Here is a 625-nt window from a genome sequence, read left to right as displayed (position 1 = left end):
GAAATCTATTTCCCGCCGCTGCTTTTAGTCATCGGATTGGCTTACGTTCTGACCACGATGGTGACTTCGCTAGCAACGAGATGCGGACTACATAAGTACGTTGCATTCCCTGCACTGGCAGAGCTAAGTCTGATTGTCATTTTTACCGGCGTTATTGGCCAATTTATTTCGATCTTTTGAGGAAAGCACACTGTGATTAAACGTTATCTCATTACCCTTATTTTGTTGTGTACCGCGGGTACTGTGCTTTACACCCACTACCAAACATACACAAACAATCCATGGACGCGAGACGGACAAGTGAGTGCTTATGTTATCTCCATTACGCCTCGAGTCACTGGGCAGGTTACGCAGGTGTATGTTGCTGATAACTCAAAAGTAAAAAAGGGAGATTTGCTGTTTGAGATTGATCCAAGCACATACGTTGCGTCTTACCACAAAGCACTGGCAAACCAGAAACAAGCGACTGCATTGCTAGCAAAGGCACAAAATGAAGAACAGCGAGCACGAAAATTAGAGAAACGTACGCACGGTGCAGTGCCTGCGTTAACACTTAGCAATTTACACAATGCCGTACAAACAGCGCAGGCAAATGTTGAACTAGCGAAAGCAAACATTGAAGAAG

General features: G+C 44.8%; 2 protein-coding genes. Both read left to right on the top strand.

The genetic code is table 11. The annotated features are described in order from the left end of the window. On the top strand, positions 1-180 hold a 180-nt coding region (locus R7E78_RS27880; RefSeq protein ID WP_318058855.1), incomplete at its 5' end, for a DUF1656 domain-containing protein. A gap of 12 nt (positions 181-192) precedes the next feature. Next, a partial coding sequence (locus R7E78_RS27875; protein WP_318058854.1) for an HlyD family secretion protein occupies positions 193-625 on the top strand: 433 nt, incomplete at its 3' end.

Source organism: Vibrio sp. YT-19(2023) (genome assembly GCF_033337395.1).
Note: the sequence above shows the minus strand (reverse complement) of the source record. Positions and strands in the feature narration are given on the sequence as shown.